The organism is Flavobacterium daemonense (assembly GCF_007341385.1).
Lineage (GTDB): Bacteria > Bacteroidota > Bacteroidia > Flavobacteriales > Flavobacteriaceae > Flavobacterium > Flavobacterium daemonense.
Genome location: NZ_VJYD01000024.1, coordinates 12,456 through 27,215 on the forward strand (window position 1 = coordinate 12,456; position 14,760 = coordinate 27,215).

Annotated in this window: 15 protein-coding genes; 4 read left to right on the forward strand and 11 right to left on the reverse strand. The window is 31.8% G+C overall.

What is annotated here, in order from left to right:
* The first annotated feature begins 65 nt into the window (after positions 1–65).
* From FND99_RS19765 to FND99_RS19785, 4 genes are all read left to right on the forward strand, one after another.
* Positions 66–449, forward strand: a complete 384-nt coding sequence (locus tag FND99_RS19765; RefSeq protein ID WP_144339652.1) for a hypothetical protein — start codon at positions 66–68, stop codon at positions 447–449.
* A 704-nt stretch (positions 450–1,153) separates the two neighbouring features.
* Positions 1,154–1,945, forward strand: a complete 792-nt coding sequence (locus FND99_RS19775; protein ID WP_144339654.1) for a sensor histidine kinase — start codon at positions 1,154–1,156, stop codon at positions 1,943–1,945.
* 116 nt (positions 1,946–2,061) lie between these two features.
* A complete protein-coding gene (locus FND99_RS19780; protein WP_144339655.1) occupies positions 2,062–2,727 on the forward strand; it encodes a response regulator transcription factor in 666 nt (221 codons plus the stop codon).
* A gap of 340 nt (positions 2,728–3,067) precedes the next feature.
* Entirely contained in the window at positions 3,068–4,327 is a 1,260-nt protein-coding gene (locus FND99_RS19785; protein WP_144339656.1) for an asparagine synthetase B, read from the forward strand.
* A 1-nt stretch (position 4,328) separates the two neighbouring features.
* On the opposite strand, the gene FND99_RS19790 is transcribed toward FND99_RS19785, so the two are convergent.
* The 11 genes from FND99_RS19790 to thrS form a co-directional block, all read right to left on the reverse strand.
* Complete coding sequence (locus FND99_RS19790; RefSeq protein ID WP_144339657.1) at positions 4,329–5,132, reverse strand: endonuclease/exonuclease/phosphatase family protein; 804 nt, start codon at positions 5,130–5,132, stop codon at positions 4,329–4,331.
* A gap of 56 nt (positions 5,133–5,188) precedes the next feature.
* Positions 5,189–5,356 (reverse strand): hypothetical protein, encoded by a 168-nt coding sequence (locus FND99_RS20210; protein WP_162615579.1) that lies wholly within the window; start codon positions 5,354–5,356, stop codon positions 5,189–5,191.
* 148 nt (positions 5,357–5,504) lie between these two features.
* Positions 5,505–6,173 carry a response regulator gene (locus FND99_RS19795; protein ID WP_144339658.1) on the reverse strand — a complete coding sequence of 223 codons (669 nt, stop codon included), beginning with the start codon at positions 6,171–6,173 and terminating at the stop codon, positions 5,505–5,507.
* A gap of 9 nt (positions 6,174–6,182) precedes the next feature.
* Positions 6,183–7,970 carry a tetratricopeptide repeat-containing sensor histidine kinase gene (locus tag FND99_RS19800; protein WP_144339659.1) on the reverse strand — a complete coding sequence of 596 codons (1,788 nt, stop codon included), beginning with the start codon at positions 7,968–7,970 and terminating at the stop codon, positions 6,183–6,185.
* Positions 7,970–9,568, reverse strand: coding sequence for a tetratricopeptide repeat-containing sensor histidine kinase (locus FND99_RS19805; protein WP_246074250.1), 1,599 nt, complete (start codon positions 9,566–9,568; stop codon positions 7,970–7,972). The genes FND99_RS19800 and FND99_RS19805 overlap by 1 nt, the downstream gene beginning before the upstream one ends.
* A gap of 292 nt (positions 9,569–9,860) precedes the next feature.
* Positions 9,861–10,295 carry a carboxymuconolactone decarboxylase family protein gene (locus FND99_RS19810; protein WP_144339660.1) on the reverse strand — a complete coding sequence of 145 codons (435 nt, stop codon included), beginning with the start codon at positions 10,293–10,295 and terminating at the stop codon, positions 9,861–9,863.
* A 78-nt stretch (positions 10,296–10,373) separates the two neighbouring features.
* Positions 10,374–10,946 carry a Crp/Fnr family transcriptional regulator gene (locus tag FND99_RS19815; RefSeq protein ID WP_144339661.1) on the reverse strand — a complete coding sequence of 191 codons (573 nt, stop codon included), beginning with the start codon at positions 10,944–10,946 and terminating at the stop codon, positions 10,374–10,376.
* Between the two features lie 150 nt (positions 10,947–11,096).
* Positions 11,097–11,441, reverse strand: a complete 345-nt coding sequence (rplT, locus tag FND99_RS19820) for a 50S ribosomal protein L20 (protein WP_007810721.1) — start codon at positions 11,439–11,441, stop codon at positions 11,097–11,099.
* Positions 11,442–11,543: 102 nt separating this feature from the next.
* Positions 11,544–11,741: a 50S ribosomal protein L35 gene (gene rpmI, locus FND99_RS19825; RefSeq protein WP_007810722.1), complete on the reverse strand. Its 198-nt coding sequence runs from the start codon at positions 11,739–11,741 to the stop codon at positions 11,544–11,546.
* Positions 11,742–11,840: 99 nt separating this feature from the next.
* On the reverse strand, positions 11,841–12,392 hold the full coding sequence (gene infC, locus FND99_RS19830) for a translation initiation factor IF-3 (protein WP_133527356.1): 552 nt from the start codon (positions 12,390–12,392) through the stop codon (positions 11,841–11,843).
* 22 nt (positions 12,393–12,414) lie between these two features.
* Complete coding sequence (gene thrS, locus FND99_RS19835) at positions 12,415–14,361, reverse strand: threonine--tRNA ligase (RefSeq protein WP_144339662.1); 1,947 nt, start codon at positions 14,359–14,361, stop codon at positions 12,415–12,417.
* Positions 14,362–14,760: the final 399 nt, after the last annotated feature.

Consider the following 14,760-nt stretch of genomic DNA (forward strand, 5'->3'; position numbering starts at 1 on the left):
TAGATTAGCCAAACGATTGCCAAACAATCGTAAAATTAACTGTAACCAATAAACAAATTTATATTATGGCAAATGAAAGATTACCCGAAAATGACACTGACATTACGTTAGAAGTAGCACAAACCTGGGTTGCAAATTGGAAGAAGCAAACCGATGAAGAAACAGCAAAAAAACGTGTTAATTCATACTTAATTCCGAAAGTTAGCTTAGAAAGTGTATTAGCACAAGGAATTGATGCTGCAAGAGCTTATATCGGAATTAATGATAAAGGCTTGCAAACTTTAATGATAGTTGGTACAACTTATAATGAGAAAACTGGTATTTATGAAGATCAAATTCCTGGTAATGGTGTAGCTCTAAAAGCTACTGGAGGTGATGTCGGAATTTATGATTTTACCCAGCCAAGTCCACCGGCTACAGGAGATGATGATAGTCCAATGAATCAGTAGTGAAATGCTAGTAAATTTCGGATATTTCCTTTTGGTGTTAAATTTTATTTTGTACGCGATAGGTTTTTTTAAAAACAGAAAAAGCTACAAAATTTTTACAGCCTATCTTTTATTGATTATTACAGTCGAGCTCACTTCTTATATCTTAATAAAATTGCATGTAAGTAATTTATTTATGTCTCATTTTTATTTTATTGGGCAATTTATTTTATTAAGTTTTTTTTATTCAAACTTAATAAAAGATGAGTTTCAAAAAAAAACAATAAAAATAGGTTTTGTATTGGTTTTATTGACCTTGGCGATTCAATATGGAGTAAAATCCGAGTTATTTCTTAAATTCAATTTATACGAGATTTTCATTACATCATTTTTACTAATAATTTACGCAACATTCCATTTTTACAATATGTTAGACGGAAAGAAAGAGTTTTATTTTGTCAACATGGGAATTTTGCTCTACTTATTTAGCAGTACAATTTTATTTCTAATTGGAAATTTGACCGCAAAATTTAGTAAAGACGTAAGTATGATAACTTGGACCGTAAATGTGATTTTGGTAATAGTGTATCATTTGTTTTTTTTGTACGAATGGAAAGTCAGTTATTTGAAAAGAAATAAAGCACAAATTATAGATTAAAAATTCAAACCTTTGGCGTATTAAATTATGCCAAAGGTTTTTTTAAAGAAAAAATTAATTAAAATTTATGAGTCCAAAAGCAATCTCGGAATCTGAAATTATTGCAACCGCAATTTTTAGTTGTGTTTCTTTCTTATTGATGGGTCTTGTTTTGATCTTGTTTTTTTATTTTTCACGTAAAAAAATTACTCAGAAAGAATTAGAAAAAAGAGATTTAGAAATTCAGCATCAAAAAGAACAGTTGCATGCCATTATTGTGACTCAGGAAGAAGAACGAAAACGTATTGCACAGGACCTTCATGATGATATCAGTTCTAAATTGAATATAGTTTCTTTGAATACACATTTATTGTCAGCTTCAGAATTAACGGAAGCTGAAACTAAGGAAATTACAGAAAATATTATAAGCTTAACTGCAAAAGCTTTAGAAAATTCTAGAAAAATTGCCCACAATTTATTGCCGCCAGTTTTTGAAAAATTCGGATTGAGTGCCGGCGTCGAAGAATTATGCGCCGAATTTGAAAGCAGCAAATCGGTTAAGGTTGATTATAAAAATGAAGTTACTTTTGATGAAAAAGATATTGATCGTCATTTGCACGTTTTCAGGATTCTTCAGGAACTCATGAATAACTCAATTCGACACGGAAAAGCAAATGAAATTACAATTTCTTTTTCGGATGAAAATGGAATTCCGACTTGCAATTATGCAGACAACGGAATTGGTTTTGACAGCAAAAATGCTGAAAACCAAAAAGGGCTTGGAATGAAAAATATCGATAGCCGAATCTCTTTTCTTAATGGATCAATTCAGATTTCTTCAGAAGTCAATAAAGGTTTTACTGCAAATTTCACCTTTTAAGTTAAATAGTTGTGTTTTTTGTAGAAATATATAGACATTGTTGATTTCTTCGATTATTCTTTGCAACATATTTTGTAAATTCGGCATACCAAAATGACCAAAAACAAAATAAAAAAATGAATGCTGCTATTAAAATTGCTCTAGTTGATGATGAAGTTTTATTTCGAAAAGGAATTGCCTTTTTATTGCAGAGAGAAGATAATATCGAAATTATTTTTGAAGCATCAAACGGCGAAGAACTTCTTGAGAGTTTAAATAAATGCGAAATCAAACCAGATATTATAATCATGGATTTGAAGATGCCTTTGCTAAATGGCGTTGAAGCAACAAAAATTATCCGTAAAGCACATCCAGATATTAAAATAATCGCGCTAACAAGCTATGATTCAAAGTCATTTATTGCAAATATGATTCAGATTGGTGCTGTGGCGTATCTCATAAAAAATACCACTCCAAAAGATTTGATCCTGACTATCAATGAAGTCGCTAAAAAAGGATTTTATTACAATGAAAGTGTGTTAAAAACAATTCAAGATACAATTGTTTCTTCAAAAAATTCTAAAGTTAATTTAGAAACTGGTTTTCTTTCTCCTCGAGAAATCGAAATATTACAGCTCATCTGTCAGCAAAAAACGACGACTGAAATTGCTGAGCATCTTTTTTTAAGTCCGAGAACTGTTGAAGGTCATCGCAATAATTTGCTTCTTAAAACAGAATCAAGAAATATTGCTGGATTAGTTGTGTATGCTATACAAAATGAAATTGCAGATTTGACGCTGTAACTATTTAGGCGGTTAGAAATTGTATTGACAAAATATAGTACAAGATAATTGTTAGAACAAGTACGCAAATACCTATTTTTTGAAGCACATTTAATCCCTTTGGCTGGTTATTACTTTCGTTGAATTTCATAATTTTGGTGTTCATTGATTTATACCTCAATGATTTGGGTTACCAAATGTAATCAGAATTTGTTTTTTCGAAATAGGTGTTTTTACCTGTTTTTGTTTGAAAGAACTAAAAAACGAGAAATTTGTTTTAACTTTTTTTTCATATGTTAAACAAAGGGAACAATGATGTTTTGGAAGCTTCCTTTATTACCTTTACTAAAATAATTTTTTAATGAAGAAGAGTTTAGTTTACATCTTTTTATTTCTGCTTTCGTTTTCGGCAAAAGCCTCTTTTATTTTGCTTCCAATGGATGAAACAACGCAGCAAAATCATCTTAAAGCATACGGAATTACGTATTGGTGCTTGAGCAAGGATTATAAGGCTAGTTGGCTGCTTAATTATAGAGGTGGCTCGTTTTTATTGCCTGATGCCGAGGAAATTAGAAAAGAATGTAAAATTCGAGGGGTAAGCTTTGAAATTTTATCTGATAGTGAAGAAGCCGCTATTTTAAATGAGATTTCAAGTCCGTCGCAAAACATGGAATCGGTTGTTTTAGAAAAGGCACCAAAAATTGCCGTTTATACTCCAAAAGGGAAACAGCCTTGGGATGATGCAGTAACTTTAGTTTTGACTTATGCCGAAATTCCTTTCACCCCAATTTATGATGAAGAAGTTTTGAGCGATCAGCTTTTATTATATGATTGGCTTCATTTGCATCACGAAGATTTTACAGGACAATACGGTAAATTTTATGCTGCATACAAAAATACACCATGGTATATTGACCAGAAAAAAGATGCAGAAGCTTTAGCAGCAAAATTAGGCTACGCAAAAGTTTCACAAGAAAAAGGCGCTGTTGCAAAAAAAATTAGGGATTTTGTAATTGGTGGCGGTTTTATGTTTGCTATGTGCTCTGCTACGGATAGTTTTGATATTGCACTGGCAGCTGATGGAGTTGATATTTGCGAAGCTATGTTTGATGGAGATGCGAGCGATTCAAATTATCAGTCAAAATTAGATTATGGAAATTCTTTTGCATTCAAAAATTTTACATTAGAAAGAAGACCAGAAGTTTATGAGTTTTCAGATATCGATATGACATTAAAGCGTAAAGTTCCAATGGAAAAGGATTATTTTACTTTAATGGAATTTTCTGCAAAATGGGATCCAATTCCGAGTATGTTGTGCCAAAATCACACCCAGTTGGTTAAAGGATTCATGGGACAGACGACTTCTTTTGATACGGCATTAATTAAATCGAATGTTCTGATTATGGGAACTTGCGAGCTAAATGGCGAATCAAGATATATTCATGGCGAAAAAGGAAAAGGGATGTTTACGTTTTTTGGAGGACATGATCCAGAAGATTTCCAGCATCAGGTTGGAGATCCACCGACAGTTTTAGATTTGCACCCAAATTCGCCTGGTTATCGTTTGATTTTAAATAATGTTTTGTTTCCCGCAGCTAAAAAGAAAAAGCTGAAAACGTAAATCAATTCAACGAAAATTCGAACCAGATTGGTAAGTGATCGGATATTTTTCTTGCTTCAGAAAGTGAATTGAATTTCGTATAAAAAGGAATAACACCTGAATTTATATAATTAAAGCCAGCAATTTTAAAGAATATATTGTCAAATTCAGATGCAAGGCAAATATTGTTTTTGCATTTTTGTTTTAATGTTGTCTTTTGGTTTTGAAAAATAGGAGCATAGCCCATTTTCTTTAAAGGAAAAAATACAGTGTGAGACTGCGGACAATTAAAATCTCCAAGAAAAACTAAATTTAATTCAGGATATGTTGCAGGTAAAAATTTAAAATATTTAATTTCAGTTTCTGGATTTTTGCTTTTAGTTATAGCATGAAAATTACTTAAAGTGATATTTTTTTTGCCAATTTCAAATGTGGCAAGATAAGGTTCTCGGTCTATTTCTAAGCCATATTTTTTTTCAAGCCAAGCTTTGCCTTTCAGTTTGACTTTGCTGGTTTTCCAGATATAGGCGTATCGTTCAGCTTTATAACTAGTGCTGCTTGTTGGGTCGCTAACGGTGTAGTCCCATTTTGCGCCTTTTTGGTTTAGGATATCGGTAAGTTTTGCGATTGCTTGTGCACCGCCATAACCAGCTACAACTTCTTGAATTGCAATGATGTCATAATCAAGAACGATTGATGCGATATAGTTTATTTCGATGTCAGATTTTGATTTTCCATAATTCTCTAAATTCCAAGACAGAATTTTAGTTTGCGAAAAGGAAAGAAATGTAAAAAAAGAAAGAACAATGCTTAGAATATTTTTCATTAGATATTTAAAATCTCAAATATAAGAAGCATCGCAAATTTTGACTTGTTGAAGTCTTAATTTTTTTTATATCTGTTTTTTAATGCTGTCGAAATAATTATGATTTGCAAAACAAGTAATGCCGGAATAAAAACCATTTTCCATTCAATTTCTGCACCACCCGTTTTTGCTGAAACAAAAGCAAAGCTTACTGATAAAAATATGCAAAGGATCATTGTTTTCATAATAATTCGGTTTTTGGTTGTATTAATTTTATCAATAAAATTAATGCGTTTTTTAGGTATCATTGGTCAGTTAATAGGATTTCAATACAAATTTATATTTATAAAAAAGCATTTCCTTACGGTAAACCGTAACAGGACTGTTAAAATTTTACACTAATCCAAAGTCTTTAGCAATAGCAATTAAATGAACATTGTTATTGGCTTTAAAATATATTTTTAATTTATTGATTCGTTTTTCGATGCTGCTAGTTCCGTTTGGAGTTATTGACATCGCTTTAAATTCATTCGAAATATGTTCTAAAATATAGCCTTTTGCTAAAAGTGATAATATTGAAATATCATATGATTCGATTTCAATTAATGATTTGTCGTTAAAACTAAATGACAAATCAGAAGACAAAATTCGTTCTTCATTTCTATATGTGCCCTCGATAGCTTTTCTCAATTCTTCCATGCTGTTTCTGCCTTTGCTTACATAAGCACTAATACCTAAATCATTAAAGAGAGATTTGATTCGGTATGATTTATCTTCAATTGAAAAAACTATTTTTTTCAATTGCGGTTGTACTTTGTTTATTGCTTCAACAAGATCTTCTCCGCTTGTAAGCTGATTTTTTCGATGATCAGATTTAAACGATAAGTCGGTTATCAGCAAGTCATAAGGCTCATTATCAGAAAGTGCTTTTTTGATTTTTAATAAGCCATCATCACAATATTTTACATGATCTATTGAATTTACTTTTAGGTCCTCGAGTATTTGAATTACTGCAATGCTTATACTGTCTAGATCTTCGGCAACTAAAACTTTTTTGAACATATATTTTATTTAAATAGGAAAGGTGAAACTTAATCTAAAACCTTTGTCAGAATTTCTGTCAAAAGTAATAGTTCCATTTATTGTTTTTATACGGTTTTCCACATTTTGAAGTCCATTTTTCAAAATAAAATTTTTATTCGCTGTTCCAACACCATTATCTGCGTAGGTTACGATTAGATTTTTTTCAATTATTTTGAATGTAGTACTTACTAAAGTGGCTTCGCTGTGTTTTTTCATATTTAGAAAAACTTCCTGTAGCACTCTATAAAGTATAATTTTCTTGTTTTTTTCAATTTGATTCCAGCGTACGGCATCAAAACCTTGCATTAAAATATTTACTTTATTGGTTTTATATCCTGAAATCATTTCTTTTAATTCCGAAATATAATTTTCGTCAGTAATGATAAAACTATTCTCTTTAGAAATATTTCTTGTTTTTGAATAAATATTTTCTAAATTATTCAGCAATTGATCTTTATTTTCGCTTTGTTCTAGGTTTCCTTTTTTGATAAGATTTATTGTGTGATATAAATCATTAGCAAGTTCCGCATCAAGTTTTTTCGAAATTCGTGTTTCACTTATATAAATTGCTTCATTTTTTTCTCTTTTCCCTTTTTTTGAAAGACGAAAAAATAAAAATAAAAGTGTAGAAAGCACCAGGACTATAGAAATGTACAAAATGATATTATGGTTTTTTTGCCTTTCTAATTCTAATTCTCTTTCTGCTTTTTGAGTTTTCAATTCTAAATTTTCGTCTCTGTCTTTTCTTGAATTATAGATGATATCAGCAAATTGATTTTTTGCTGTTTTTCGGCTTATTGCAAGGCTGTCAACTTTTTTAATATATACTTTCCAATATTTTTTTGAGTTTTCGGCATTATCGGCTTCGATTAGATTAGCCAGCATTTCGGTTTCATTTATTGCCGATTTTGCTTTTTTTGCGTAATAATATGCTTTCTCAGCATTTAGTTTTTTCAGCTTTGGATTATAGTATTTTGAATAATACAGATAAAAAGCATAGTAGTTGCTAATAAATTCATAGTCATCGTTTAATGTGAAAGTTAAATCTTGACTCTCTTTAAAACACTTGAATGCTGCTTCTCTATGATTTCCTATACGCAAGTAGGATAGACCGAGATTATATAAAATAGCGGCGCGTTGATAATTTGTCTTTGAAGGCGTTATTTTATCTTCAATTTTATATTTAACAATTGGTTCTAATAAATCTATTGCCTTTTGATATTTTTTTTGCTGCATATAGACAAATGCAATTTCTGCTAATATTCGAGATTTCCTAAATGTAGAAACTGCTTTTTTTAATGCTTTTTTATGGTAGTACAATGCCTTTTCATAATCATATGTGTACATATAATTATAGCCCATGAATGTGTACGCATTAACGGCATATTTTATATTAGATGTTTTTTCTAAATAAGGGAATGCCTTTATAAGTGTAGTTTCTGCTTCGTAATAATTGCCATATCGTTGCAAAATTTCTACCATATAGTTTAATGATTCTACATATTCATCTGGATAATCCTCTTTTGGCACACATAATAATTGTGTTTTATTGAAATAAAAAAGTGCGCTGTCGAATTTTCCAGAATCGAAAAAAGAAAATGCTTTTTTCTGCATTTGTTTTATTTCGATAGAACGATCTTTTTTGATATGTTTTATTTGTCGTTCTTTTGCTTCTGAAAATTGCATGCAAAAAGTAAATGCTAAAGCAATAAAAAGTACTACCAGTCCAAAAGCAATGTAGTTTTTTTGAAAAAAGCGTAATAAGTTCTTAGCCATTATAACGGGAATTTAATTAGAACTTTAAAACCCTTTCCTAAATCGGAATTAATTTCAATTTCACCTTGCATTTTCTGAATTGTATTCTCCATATTATGCAAGCCGTTTTTTAAAATCATCTTTGTTGTATCAACTCCCTTTCCGTTATCAGTATAATTGATAATGATAAAATTATCCTTTTCTTTAAAAGTTATAACAACTACACTGGCTTCACTATGCTTTTTCATGTTTACTAGCAATTCTTGTATAGCTCTATAAACCGATATTTTTTTGATTTTGCCAACTTTATCCCATGAAATTGTATCCAAGCCATTTAATAACAGATTTACATTAGAGGTGTTAAATTTGGAAATCATCTCCTTGAGCTGGACAGTGTAATGTTGATTACTTAAAATCGGATTATTTTCTTTTGAAATATTTCTTGTTCGCGAATAAATATCTTCAAGTTTCGCTAATAAATGATTTTTGTTCTCTTCGCTAGAAAGGTTTCTGTTTTCTACAAATGCAAGAGTGTGGTACACATCATTTGCTAATTCGTCATGAAGTTTTTTTGAAATACGAGTTTCGCTTTGATATGTAGCTTCAATTTTTTGACGATTTAATCGCGCAGTTAAATAAAAGTAAATTATAGTGATTAGGCACAGTGATAATATGATAATGATATAAGAAATTATGTTTCTGCGTTCCTGTTTCTCTATTTGAAGTTCATTTTTAATCTTTTGAGCCTTAAGTTTTAGGTTCTCAATTTTTTCTTTTTTGGTATCGTACTTAATTTTTACAAATTTACTTTTTGCTCTTTGTCTTGCTTGATAAATACTATCCTGCAATTTGCTATAAATAAGCGCATTTTTCTTAGTCTCTGTAGCATTGCTATTATTTGTAATAAATTTTAGAGTTAGTAAACGATCATCAATATTGCCGGATGCCTTGTAGTTTTCATAACTCAATTTGGCGTACTTCATCGATAAGGAAGCATTGTTCTTTTCGTAATAATTAGCAAGATTATAATAAGTTCGGCCCAAACCATCTTGATCTTTTGCTTTAGCTTTTATTTCAAGACTCTTTTGAAAAAAAGACAATGCTCTTGGATCTTGAAGTTTGTAATAGCAAAAACCTACATAATCTATTATTTTAGAATAATAGGCTGGGTTTTCCTGAATGATTTTCTCTTTATTTATTGAAAGGAAAATTCGAAGTGCTTTTTTGAATTTTTGCTGTTTTATATAAATAACAGCGATATTGTTTTTTGCTTCAAGTGAATTAATTTGGTCGCTTTTTAAAATAAATGCTTTTGAGTAATAGTAAATAGCATTTGGATAATCATAAGTATAATAGTGATTTCTACCTAAAACACTATAGATATTCCACACATATTCTGAACTGTTTAGTTTATTTAAAAAGGGAAATGTTTCTTTTGCAGTAATAGTGCTTCCAATAAAGTCTTGATGATTTTGTTGAATTTCGGCCATGTAATACGTACAATGCACATAGTCTTTTGCATTTTCATTCGGATCGCAATTTGCTCTAATTTTATTGTAGAGATAAAATGCGCTGTCAAGCTGTTTATTTTTATAAAATAAATCAGCCGCATGTATCATCTTTTCTATTTTATCCTTGTCATTTGCAATTTTCTTTTCACTAATCTTTTTCTTTTCACAGGCAAAAAATGATAGCAGAAGTAGAAAAATAGACAAAGAAAATTGTATTCTTTTTGAAACCATGCGCCAAAAATAAAAAATTATAGTTCTTACAACCACGTATAAATACGGTATTTTGTTTTTTATAAAAAAAAATAAAATACTGAATCTCATTTACAGGCATATACAAGCAGACCCTCGAATAGGAGGGTCTGCAGAAGGGTATTTAGTTGTAAAATTTATCTTTATAAAATTATTGAGCTCGCATTCCGGTTGCAATTCCAATCCTGTTCCAAGCGTTAATTGTGATGATCGCTAAAATGATTTCAGCCAGGTATTTTTCATCAAAAATCTTAGCAGCGTTCTCATACACTTCGTCAGAAACATGATTGCTAATTAAAGTAATTTCTTCGGTCAATGCTAAAATTGCTTTTTCTTCTTCAGAGTAAAAGTCGGCTTCTCTCCATGCGCTCAAGAGATAGATTCGTTGTTCAGATACACCATATTTTCTTGCGTCTGCTGTATGCATGTTAATACAATATGCACAACCATTTATTTGCGAAGCACGAATTTTAATAAGTTCTTTATGTACGGGAGTTAATGAAGTTGTTGCCATGTATTTTTCTAGGCCTAACATAGCTTGATATGCTTCTGGAGCAACAGTCGGGATAACAATTCTTGATTTCATTTTTATATGTTTTAAAAGTTTGATACAAAGTTCTTTTATATCTGAATTAAAAAACTTGAACTACTTCAAGAAATGCATTTAGATTTTTCCTGCTCTTATTTTGCTCATAAATTCGGCCGAAAAATCTAAATAGGAAGCAATCATATATTGCGGAACACGCTGCACAAATTCTGGAAAATGATCATTAAAATGATGATATCGTTCTTCAGCCGACATTGTAAATAAGAATTTAATTCGCATTTGCATGGCGCCAAATGTTTTTTGAGAAACAATTCTGAAATACCGTTCCAGACTCGGTATTTCTGTCAAAAGTGCTTCCAGTACAGTTTTATCAATTGCAATAACTTCTGTGTTTTCGACTGCTTGTAAATAAAAGCTCGACGGAACATGATTATGATAACTTAAATAATCTGTAATCCACCAGTTTTCAATGCCAAATTGCAGTGTTTGTTCTGCACCTTTAGAATTGATGATATATTGCCTCATACAGCCTTTAATCACAAAATAAATAGTATTGCACACTTGACCTTCGATCAAGACATGCTCTTTCTTTTTTATTTTCGAAAGCTCAAGACATGATTTTAATTTATCAATATCAGAAGCTTCAAGATTGACAAATTTCCCAATATGATCAAAAAGCGGTTTGTACATAAAATTGGTTTGGTTTTACACAAAGTTACTTTTTAAATTTTGTTTTTAAGAATAGAGAATTTGAAACTTTATAAAAACAAAAAACCATCCGAATTAACGAATGGTTTCTTTATGATAAGTAAGTAATCTTAAATTGAGTTTATAAAACGTTTATTTTACTTTATTAAGAATAGCTTTGAAAGCTTCTGGGTGGTTCATAGCTAAATCTGCAAGAACTTTACGGTTCAATTCGATTCCGTTAGCTTTAACTTTCCCCATGAATTGAGAATAAGACATTCCTTCCAATCTAGCTCCAGCGTTGATACGTTGAATCCATAATGCACGGAAATTTCTTTTGTTTTGTTTTCTATCGCGGTAAGCGTAGCACATTGCTTTCTCTACTGCATTCTTAGCAACTGTCCAAACGTTTTTACGTCTACCAAAGAAACCTTTGGCTTGCTTCATTATTTTTTTTCTTCTTGCTCTTTTAGCAACTGAATTTACCGATCTTGGCATAATTTTAATGTGTTTTTGTAGCAGGCGTCCTGAATTGAATCAAAGGAACTTGAAAGCCATACTCCAAGGTTATATAAATAATTTTTTTAACCTAAAGAATTATTAGATAATTCTTAATTGTTGTTTAATGCTTTTCATATCTGTTGAGTGAACTAGCGCTGAGTGTGTCAAAGCTAATTTACGTTTTTTAGATTTTTTAGTCAAGATGTGACTTTTAAAAGCATGCTTTCTTTTAATCTTTCCAGAGCCAGTAACTTTAAAACGTTTCTTAGCGCTAGATTTTGTTTTCATTTTAGGCATTTTTCCTAGTGTTTTAATTTATTCTTACTTACTTATACTTTTGTTTCAAGTTTAAAGTTTCAAGTTTCTTACTGAATACTTAAAACTGTAAACTGAACACTATTTTTTCTTCTTCGGAGCAATGAACATAATCATTCTCTTTCCTTCTAAAACCGGCATCGCTTCAACTTTACCATGTTCTTCTAAATCTGTAGCCAAACGCAATAATAAAATTTGCCCTTGATCTTTATAGATGATAGAACGACCTTTAAAGAATACGAAAGCTTTTAATTTAGCACCTTCTTTAAGGAACTTTTCAGCATTCTTTCTTTTGAATTCATAATCGTGCTCATCTGTTTGAGGACCAAAACGAATTTCCTTTACTACAACCTGCGTTGATTTAGCTTTTAATGCTTTATCACGTTTCTTTTGTTCGTAAACAAATTTCTTGTAGTCCATGATTTTACAAACCGGCGGTTCAGCATTTGGCGAAATCTCAACCAAATCCAATTCAAACTGATCTGCTAAGCGTAAAGCTTCTGCAAGCTTAAATACACCTGGTTCGATGTTTTCGCCTACTAGTCTTACTTCTTGTACACCACGAATATTGTTATTTATTCTGTGTGCATCTTTTTTTTCTACGCGAGGTTGAAAACCTCTGTTGCTTCTTATTGCTATGACTTTATAATTTAAGTTAAACTGTAAAAACTTTTAATGTCTTTTTTATTTCTTCGTCTACAATCGCAGCAAATTCTTCGATTGAAACTGTAATATTGCCTTTTCCTTCTTGACCATGACGACGAATAGAAATTGTGCTGTTTTTCTCTTCTTCTTCACCTACAATCAGCATAAATGGGATTTTTTGCATTTCTGCATCTCTAATTTTCTTGCCAATTGTCTCGTTTCGGTTGTCAATTAGGGCGCGAATTTCGTGATTTTCTAGCAAATCTAAAACTTTTTTAGCATAATTTTCGTATTTCTCGCTCAAAGACAAGATTATAGCCTGTTCAGGCATTAGCCAAAGTGGGAAATTTCCTGCTGTATGTTCTAGCAAAATTGCAATAAAACGTTCCATTGATCCAAATGGAGCTCTGTGAATCATAACTGGTCGATGTAATTCATTATCAGCACCTTTGTATGTCAATTCAAAACGTTCAGGCAAGTTGTAATCCACCTGAATAGTTCCTAATTGCCATTGTCTTCCTAGTGCATCTTTTACCATGAAATCAAGTTTCGGACCGTAAAATGCAGCTTCACCATATTCAACAACAGTATTTAAACCTTTGTCTTTTGCTGCATTGATAATTGCATTTTCTGCTTTCTCCCAGTTTTCATCAGTTCCAATATACTTTTCTCTGTCTTCTTGATCTCTCAATGAAATTTGAGCTGTAAAGTTCTCAAAACCTAACGAACCAAATACATATAATACAAGGTCAATTACTTTTTTGAATTCCTCGTCTAATTGCTCTGGAGTACAGAAAATATGCGCATCATCTTGAGTAAATCCTCTTACACGAGTCAAGCCATGTAATTCTCCAGATTGCTCGTATCTATATACGGTTCCAAATTCAGCATAACGCTTAGGTAAATCTTTATAAGACCAAGGACGAACATTGTAAATCTCACAGTGGTGAGGGCAGTTCATTGGTTTTAATAAAAACTCTTCGCCTTCTGCTGGAGTATGGATGGGCTGAAAACTGTCAGCACCATATTTAGCATAGTGCCCAGAAGTTACATAAAGTTCCTTTTGACCAATATGCGGACTAACAACTTGTTCGTAGCCAGCTTTCTTTTGAGCTCTTTTCAAGAATTGCTCTAAGCGATCTCTCAAAGCAGCCCCTTTTGGTAACCATAAAGGTAAACCTTGACCAACTTTTTGCGAGAAAGCAAACAATTCAAGTTCTTTTCCTAATTTACGGTGATCACGACGTTTTGCTTCTTCAAGAAGTTCAAGATATTCTGTCAAATCTTTCTGTTTAGGGAAAGAAGTTCCGTAAACACGAGTCAACTGTTTGTTTTTCTCGTCACCTCTCCAGTAAGCACCAGCAACACTCATGATTTTAACAGCTTTGATAATTCCTGTATTCGGAATATGTCCACCACGACATAAATCAGTAAAAGTAGAATGATCGCAGAATGTAATAGTTCCGTCTTCAAGATTTGAAATCAATTCAGTCTTGTAAACGTTATCTTTATACATGTCTAAAGCTTCCGCTTTAGTTACTGGGCGCATTTTGAAATCGAATTTTCCTCGTGCGATTTCAAGAATACGGTCTTCGATCTTTTTGAAATCAGCTTCAGAAATTTTCTGATCTTCAAAATCCACATCATAATAGAAACCATTAGAAATCGCAGGTCCAAGAGTTAATTTGATTCCTGGATACAATTCCTCAAGAGCTTGAGCCATTACGTGTGAAGTTGAATGCCAGAAAGCCTTTTTGCCTTCAGCATCATTCCAAGTATATAATATAAGATTACCGTCGGTCGTTAATGGAGTTTCGGTTTCAATAGTTGTACCATTAAAAGATGCAGAAATAACATTTCTTGCAAAACCTTCGCTAATGTTTTTAGCGACCTCCATTGGAGTTACGCCCGAAGCGAACTCTCTAATAGACCCATCGGGTAAAGTAATCTTGATCATTGTTTATAATTTTGTGAATGCAAATATACATGATTACAAAAATACATACAATATATATATGTATAAGATTGCGTTATAATATAGTTGTTGAACTGATGCTGTTGTATATTAGGGGTAATGTTCATCTCGACAGTTTTCCAAAACCTGCAGGATTTGTTTTTTTATGCATATATATAAGGATGCAATCAAATCCCAATTTTCGTAGAGGCGCACAGCAGTACGTCTATTGCGCAACGAAAACCATACCTATTATGTAATATGTGTACTTGTCAGGCTGAGCGAAGTCGAAGCCTCCTTAGATTGGAATCTGGTTTGTTTATAAGGAGCTGTTTCCCGCTATCCGCTTCACACGAGCGATAGCGAACTGACGAAGTAATCTTTTTGCGGCGAACCCCGGCA

What these genes read in the sequence shown, in the direction of transcription:
- FND99_RS19810 (WP_144339660.1), bottom strand. Translation starts at nt 10,295, where the DNA reads ATGAAATCAAGAATTGTTATCCCGACTGTTGCTCCAGAAGCATATCAA.
- FND99_RS19805 (WP_246074250.1), bottom strand. Translation starts at nt 9,568, where the DNA reads ATGATACATGCGGCTGATTTATTTTATAAAAATAAACAGCTTGACAGC.
- FND99_RS19765 (WP_144339652.1), top strand. Translation starts at nt 66, where the DNA reads ATGGCAAATGAAAGATTACCCGAAAATGACACTGACATTACGTTAGAA.
- FND99_RS19800 (WP_144339659.1), bottom strand. Translation starts at nt 7,970, where the DNA reads ATGGCTAAGAACTTATTACGCTTTTTTCAAAAAAACTACATTGCTTTT.
- rplT (WP_007810721.1), bottom strand. Translation starts at nt 11,441, where the DNA reads ATGCCAAGATCGGTAAATTCAGTTGCTAAAAGAGCAAGAAGAAAAAAA.
- FND99_RS19775 (WP_144339654.1), top strand. Translation starts at nt 1,154, where the DNA reads ATGAGTCCAAAAGCAATCTCGGAATCTGAAATTATTGCAACCGCAATT.
- FND99_RS19815 (WP_144339661.1), bottom strand. Translation starts at nt 10,946, where the DNA reads ATGTACAAACCGCTTTTTGATCATATTGGGAAATTTGTCAATCTTGAA.
- FND99_RS20210 (WP_162615579.1), bottom strand. Translation starts at nt 5,356, where the DNA reads ATGAAAACAATGATCCTTTGCATATTTTTATCAGTAAGCTTTGCTTTT.
- FND99_RS19785 (WP_144339656.1), top strand. Translation starts at nt 3,068, where the DNA reads ATGAAGAAGAGTTTAGTTTACATCTTTTTATTTCTGCTTTCGTTTTCG.
- FND99_RS19795 (WP_144339658.1), bottom strand. Translation starts at nt 6,173, where the DNA reads ATGTTCAAAAAAGTTTTAGTTGCCGAAGATCTAGACAGTATAAGCATT.
- rpmI (WP_007810722.1), bottom strand. Translation starts at nt 11,741, where the DNA reads ATGCCTAAAATGAAAACAAAATCTAGCGCTAAGAAACGTTTTAAAGTT.
- FND99_RS19790 (WP_144339657.1), bottom strand. Translation starts at nt 5,132, where the DNA reads ATGAAAAATATTCTAAGCATTGTTCTTTCTTTTTTTACATTTCTTTCC.
- FND99_RS19780 (WP_144339655.1), top strand. Translation starts at nt 2,062, where the DNA reads ATGAATGCTGCTATTAAAATTGCTCTAGTTGATGATGAAGTTTTATTT.
- thrS (WP_144339662.1), bottom strand. Translation starts at nt 14,361, where the DNA reads ATGATCAAGATTACTTTACCCGATGGGTCTATTAGAGAGTTCGCTTCG.